8 protein-coding genes are annotated in these 6093 nt (G+C 69.0%); 1 reads left to right on the top strand and 7 read right to left on the bottom strand.

The genetic code is table 11. The features are described 5' to 3' along the window. Nucleotides 1–41: 41 nt before the first annotated feature. The 3 genes from ACXAGC_RS20060 to ACXAGC_RS20050 are packed head-to-tail and all read right to left on the bottom strand — an operon-like array spanning nt 42 to nt 1824. On the bottom strand, nt 42–971 hold the full coding sequence (locus tag ACXAGC_RS20060; RefSeq protein WP_474846719.1) for a M23 family metallopeptidase: 930 nt from the start codon (nt 969–971) through the stop codon (nt 42–44). A 3-nt stretch (nt 972–974) separates the two neighbouring features. Next, nucleotides 975–1373 carry a hypothetical protein gene (locus ACXAGC_RS20055; protein ID WP_474846717.1) on the bottom strand — a complete coding sequence of 133 codons (399 nt, stop codon included), beginning with the start codon at nt 1371–1373 and terminating at the stop codon, nt 975–977. A gap of 1 nt (nt 1374) precedes the next feature. Then, on the bottom strand, nt 1375–1824 hold the full coding sequence (locus ACXAGC_RS20050) for a hypothetical protein (protein WP_474846715.1): 450 nt from the start codon (nt 1822–1824) through the stop codon (nt 1375–1377). A gap of 93 nt (nt 1825–1917) precedes the next feature. Here ACXAGC_RS20050 and ACXAGC_RS20045 point away from each other — a divergent pair, with 93 nt between their 5' ends. Then, nucleotides 1918–2814, top strand: coding sequence for an SGNH/GDSL hydrolase family protein (locus ACXAGC_RS20045; protein WP_474846713.1), 897 nt, complete (start codon nt 1918–1920; stop codon nt 2812–2814). A 5-nt stretch (nt 2815–2819) separates the two neighbouring features. On the opposite strand, the gene ACXAGC_RS20040 is transcribed toward ACXAGC_RS20045, so the two are convergent. The 4 genes from ACXAGC_RS20040 to ACXAGC_RS20025 all read right to left on the bottom strand — a co-directional run. Then, nucleotides 2820–4181, bottom strand: coding sequence for an SGNH/GDSL hydrolase family protein (locus tag ACXAGC_RS20040; protein ID WP_474846711.1), 1362 nt, complete (start codon nt 4179–4181; stop codon nt 2820–2822). Then, nucleotides 4178–4717 carry a hypothetical protein gene (locus ACXAGC_RS20035; RefSeq protein ID WP_474846709.1) on the bottom strand — a complete coding sequence of 180 codons (540 nt, stop codon included), beginning with the start codon at nt 4715–4717 and terminating at the stop codon, nt 4178–4180. Before ACXAGC_RS20035 ends, ACXAGC_RS20040 begins: the two co-directional genes overlap by 4 nt. A gap of 21 nt (nt 4718–4738) precedes the next feature. Beyond that, nucleotides 4739–5737 (bottom strand): hypothetical protein, encoded by a 999-nt coding sequence (locus tag ACXAGC_RS20030; RefSeq protein ID WP_474846707.1) that lies wholly within the window; start codon nt 5735–5737, stop codon nt 4739–4741. A gap of 14 nt (nt 5738–5751) precedes the next feature. After that, nucleotides 5752–6093: Gp37-like protein (locus ACXAGC_RS20025; RefSeq protein ID WP_474846705.1), on the bottom strand; the 342-nt coding region annotated here is incomplete at its 5' end.

Raw genomic sequence — 6093 nt, 5'->3', positions numbered from 1 at the left:
CGTCCCGCCTGCCGAGTTCGAGGCCGCCCACTACGATCAGATCACTGCGCCCCAGCCGGCGGCGCAGCCCGTATGAAGACGGCAGAGAAGCCGAGACGGTTCAGGTGCGCGTAGACGCCCAGGAACGGGCCGTGGTCGATGACCAGGACGTTGCCGGCGAAGCCCTTGGCGATGTACCAGCGGGACGCCCACCCGGCCGCGGAATTGTCCCCGGGGAGCTGTGAGGCGGGACCCGCCCACAGGACGGTGCCGGGGCCCACGGCGTAGACGTCGGTGCCGGCGGCGGCGTTGTAGTCGGTGCCGGTGTGGCCCTTCGGCTGGTAGTTCCCGAAGGTGCGGATCAGCCAGTGGTCGGCCGGGAGGTCCTGGGTGGGGTTGTCGCCGTACTTCTGGGATACCCCGATGAAGTTGGGCACCGGGCGCGAGTAGCCGGCCACGGTGTTCTGCGGGGTGACGGTGGCGGCGGCCAGCCCCCACGAGGCCTTGGAGTTGTAGACCGCGGGGGCGAGCTGCGGGGCCTCGCCCCACTGCTGGTCGCCGCCGGTGGTGACGTGTATGTGGTCCGAGTGCGCCGACCCGGTGTAGGGCTGCCACTTCCACCCGGTGTGGAAGCCGGCGATGAGCGGGCGCGGGGTGGTGGTCTCGGACATGTCGTGGATCAGGTAGCCCCGCCGGCTGAACGGGTGCTTGCCGGCCGCACCCAGGGCGCGGAGGTGGTGGGCGAGCCAGAGGGCGTCCCGGGTGTCGAGGCCGGTGCCGTCGGCCTGGATGTCCACGCCGATGTCCACCGCGTGGGTGATCCCGTGCGCGTCGGGGAAGTGCCCGCCGGTCTCACCACGGCGGGCGGCCTCCGGGTAGCCGCTGACGTATCCGAGGTTCTGGGCGCGGGCGCCGAACCGGGACCGCACCTCGGCGAAGAGCTGGGCGGACATGCCGTCCGGGCCCCGGTAGGGGATGGCCATGTTCACCATGGGTCAGCTCTCCTCGTGGTCGTGGATCAGGTGCTCGAGGCGTTCGCGCAGCTTGTCGGGGATCGTCGGCTCTGGTTCCCCGCCGCCGCCGCGGCCCCACCGGAACAGCTGCTCAGTGAAGACCGTGAACGCGGAGATGATCGAGGCGGTCTCCTTCTGGGCGTCCTTGAGGTCCTTGATGTCGTCCTCGAGGTCATCCAGTCGCTTCCACGCGGCCTGCGCCGCCGTGACCGCGTTGGCCTCCCGGCCGTTCCGGCGGGTGACCGTGGCCGTGTACCCGGCGCCAATGAGCGCGAGGGCCGCGGCGAAGTACACGCCGAGTTCCCCCCACGTCGGAGGGTGCACCGCGCCGAGGAGAGGGGCCGTGTACTGGGCGAAGTGGGGGATCGTCGTCCACTCCATGTCACTTCACCTCGTCCCGGGTGTCCTCTTTGCTGTGCGCAGCGATCAGCACCAGGGCGATCAGCGGCAGGTGCATGGCCGCGGAGTACCAGCCGGACGGCACCCCGGCCCAGTCGGGCGCCAGCCAGTCGAGGGCGGGGACCTCGTGGGCGATCCAGGTGATCCACGCCCACAGGTATGAGGCGACCCGGATGAGAGGGGCGATGATCAGCGCTGCCGTCACCACGGGCAGGTGCTTCCGACGGATCGCCCCGTAGATCGCGAGCAGCGCCGGCGCCCACCACAGGGTCACGCGCAGCGGCACGGGCATGTAAAGATGCAGCAGGGACGGCTCCCCCGTCTTGGCCGCCTGCAGCAGGATGCCCAGGCCGATGAGCCCCCACACCCAGGCGCAAACGAGAAGGATCCACCCCCGGGTGCCGAGATGCCTGTCCAGTCTCCGGTGCGGCATGGGGCCTCCAATGTGAAGTGCCACCCCGTGGGGTGGCACGGTGGTCGTGTCATGTAGGCGGTTCAGGGGACGACGCCCGGTAGGATTTCGCTCATGCAACGCACCCCCCGCTCTGCCTCTGCACACCCCGCAAAGAAGCAGGAGACGCCACGGAACAAGAAGCTCGCCAACGCTGCGATCATCGGGCTGAGCGCTCTCCTCGTTGCAGGCCTAGGGGCCGCGTACGTGCAGGAGGAGCGAGCGGAGGCACAGGCTGCGGAGTCGGTGGCCGCTTACACGCCCCCCGCGGCGGTCGAAGTGGAGGCCGTGCCCACCAGATTCACCGCCGTAGCAGAGTCCGTGGGCAAACTGGACGATCCGTCCGAGCCCTGGGTGCTGACGGTGCTGGGCGACTCGACCGGTGATGCGCCTGAAGAGTGGGTGCAGATTGTCACCCGTGACCTCGCCGAGAGCAGTGGGCGTCCAGCGACGATCCACACGTGGTCCGTTGAGTCGAACGAGTACGACGACGACGTCACCGAGATCTCTGGCGAGGGTGAGCCGATCGTCGTCTGGAATGCCTCAGCCTCGGGCAAGCACACCGGGTACACGCTGCAGTACCTCGGCGACATGGCCCCGGAGGCCTCCGACCTCGTGGTCGTCAGCCACGGCCACAACCAGACGTCCGTGACCAACACCCCACGTGAGATGAACACCCTCATGGAGCGTCTGATCGGGAAGTGGCGTGAGGCCCCGGCCCTGGCAGTGACGTTGCAGAACCCGCGTCTGGACGACCAGGCCGACCGCCAGGAAGAGATCGTGGGCCAGTTCCGCGAGCAGTGGGGGGCGCGGAAGGACGTCGCCACCATTGACGTGTTCAAGGCCTACCAGGACGCCGGCGACGTGTCCGGTCTAGTCCGCGACGACGGGTTCCACCCCAACGAGGAGGGCTCGCAGGTGTGGGCCGACACCGTCCAGACAGCACTCAAGCTGGACGGTGCCGGCTCCTAGACCCGTTAGGCGATGCCTAGTACGCGCTGCACCTCAGCGGCCCACACCTGCGACCCAGTGGTGTTCGGGTGGAACCCATCGGACTGCAACAGGGCCGAGACACCCCGAGAGTCGGACAGGTACTTCGCGTAGGTGTCGAACACGGTCCACCCCCACGCCTGGGCCCACGACAGACACTCCAGGCGGCGGTGCGACTGCTCCACGATCCGGTTCGCCGGAGCGATGCGAGGGTTCTGCGTCGTGATGCCGAACGGCACATCTGGCAGGCGCGCAGCCACCGCAGACGCGTATGTCTGGATCACCGACTTCAGCCCGTCGCCATGGAAAGACGCCTCGTTGTGGGACGAGGACAGCACGATGAGTCGCTGACCGTAGTTCGGGGTCATGCGGCCCAGCCGCGCAGGGTCGCTGAGGAATCCGAAGGTCGCCCCTGGGTACGACCCATTGACGAACGTGAGGATCGGCGAGCCGGCAGGGGAGGCCGTCTGAGCCGCGCCCTGCCAGTGTTCCGGGAGGCAGGGGGCCAGGGTCGCGAACTCGTCGCCCAGGCCGGCGCGGATCTCCACCTCGTAGAACTTCCCGAGGAACTTGCCCGCGTCCGCAGAGCCACGCCCACCGATCTGGAAGTTTGCGGTGGAACCGAACAGCGTCGTCGTCCCTGAGCGAGTCACGGCGGTCCCGACTTGTGTGTAGGTCGTGCCGTCGGTGGACTGGGAGAACGCCACGACGTGAGAGCCGGAGCCGTTGTCGACGTCCAGAGTGACCCGCACCCACGCCGGCCCAGTGGGCGGGCTCCAGGCGCCGGAAGCCGCCACGGTCTGCAACGCGATGCCGTCCGTCGACCACTGAAACGCCAGCTGACCGGACGCGGTGATGGTGAACATCCAAGACCGCGCATTGGCCGAAGCGTCCGGGAACTGCGCCGCAATGACCTGCTCAGCACCGGAAGCCCAGGAGGACGGCTCGACCCTGGCGCGTATGTCTAGATCCCCAGTAATCGACTTACCCGGGACCTTCGGGAAGGAACCGGCCACCCCGTTCATGGGCAGGTGCCTTTCCCCGTTGGGTGCGGCGCGAACGATCTTCGGTCGCGGCATCCTGTCGGTGTCGTTGTTGTAGACGTGGTGTCGGACCTCGAAGGCAGGCTGCAACGCGGCCGCCTGCTGCAGGGTGAGGTACACCCACTCTGTCTCCTCGTTGCCCGTCGAGTCCCCGAGTACCTGCACGGCCACCGACGCCACGGGGTCCGCGATCGCTGCCGCCACCGGCGAGGTCGCCACGGGGGCGAACTCTGCCGCCAACTCCCTCTTCGCGGCCTGCGGCAGCGTACGCCCCGGGTCCATTCCGTAGACACGAACCATGCTCATGCTCCAATCTCGTAGACGCCGGGCTCAACCTCGACGACGTTCGTTCCAGTGATGTCAAAGACGCCGGCTTCTACCTCGACGATCGACGTGCCGCCGCTCGAAATGCGACCGTCTTCCACAGCACGATCGATGGCCTCGTCGAGATCCGCGTCAGACACGGGACCCGGGATGGGCAACGTGGGTCCCGGAACCTTCGTGCCGTCCTCGTACTCGAATATCAGCGCACCCTCGAGTGCCGTCACGGCCACAGGCGGCGGTCCCGCCGGGCCGGGTACAGGAGTGGACGACCGCAGGTAGAACCGGTGCCCGCTCGAGGTCTTGAAGCCGACAACGGGCTGGTCCGCGACGTAGAAGTCCGGGAAGAGCCCCTCCACCGTGGTGTTCAGCGTCGTCATGGCGAAGCCGTTGACGTCGTGCACCTCGATGGGGGTCTCCCAGTTCTCGTCGAGGTGGACGGTGCCGGTGGCGGACTTCACGATCTCGGTCTGGTCGGTGTTCGGGTTGATGGCGATGACGCCGGCATAACGGAACAGCACGATGCCGCCCCTCCTTCTGTGTTAGTCGGTGGTCGTCCAGGTCGGGATCAGGCTGATGCTCGCCCCGGTGCGGATGGTGGTGGTGCCCATGCCCTGGATGGCGCGGATCCGCAGGGCGCCGTCGACTTTGTTCCAGGCCACGGCGATCAGCTGCGGGGCGTCATCGGCGCGGGTCACGATGGCCGGGAAGTGCTGCCAGGCGGTGCCGGTGGGCGGGGTCGTGGCCGCTTGGGTGACGCTGAAGAGGATCACCCCGAGGTTGGTCCAGTCCCCGGAGGAGAGCGTGAACGTCGCCCCGGTGCGCGCGACAACCAGGTCGGCGTTGTTGATCCGCCGCGGGGGTTCGTTGGTGGAGGTGATGGTGCCCCGTGCTGCCCAGCCGGCGAAGAGCTGCTGGTGGCCGTGGCGCATGCCGATGCTCGAGGTCTTGACCCATCCCCAGGGGGAGCCGTTGTTGGTGCCGCGGCTGAAGGTGTAGGTCTGGTAGTCGAGCCAGACCATGGAGCCGGGGAAGGCGAGGTACTGCATGGCGAGGTCGGTGAGGACCTGCACGCCGCCGGACTCGGCCCAGCAGCGCAGGTCGACGATCTCGGCCGGGGCGGACTGGCCGGCGACCACGCGAACCAGGGCCAGGGGCTGGTCGTCGACGTCGCCGGCGGTGGCCAGTCGGTTGGCGGGGATAGCCTTCGTCGAGGTGCCCTGCACGGAGACGAGGCTGGTCTTGCCCGGGGCTTCCAGCCAGGACCGGCGCAGGGCGATGAGGTCCCAGCGGGACCCGGAGGCCACGGCGGGCAGCTGCACGCGCAGCGGCTCGGGGTTGTGGTTGAGCTCGTCCATCACGCCCTGCCCCCAGGCCCGGCCCGGGGCGACCTCGAGGGTGCGATCAGCGCCGGCCACGGCGGTGACGGCGCAGTCGTCGAAGCCGACGACGCCGTAGCGGGCGGCGGAGATGTGCGGGGCCATGCGGGCCCACTGGACCTCATCGATGGTTCCCCGGTAGCCGTAGCTGGTGATCGTCATGAGGGTCTACCTGCCTATCTGCGGGCGAGTTCGCGGACGGTGCCGGCCAGACGGCCGATGGCCTTGGCGAGCTGGGCGGAGGGGTCGTCGGTGCGGTCTCCGACGGAGGGGACGACGGCGAGCCCGTCCTGGTCCCAGGTGATGGTGGCCTGGCGCAGGACGTCGGTGAGCTCCACGCCGTTGGCCAGGCGGATGGTGACGGTGTCCCCGACCCGCACGCCGTGGGGCCCGCCGTAGCGGAAGGTCCCGGTCTCGGCCAGGGTCAGGGCCAGGCCGGAGGCTGGCGCCCCTTCGGTGAGGGTTTCCTGCGCCCGGGCGGCCAGGGTGGCGGCGGTCTCGGCGTCGCGGGCGTCGCG

This window comes from Alteromonas sp. AWJ4_197 (genome assembly GCF_056160285.1).
The sequence above is the reverse complement of the archived record's forward strand: the minus strand, read 5'-3'. Positions and strand labels throughout refer to the sequence as shown.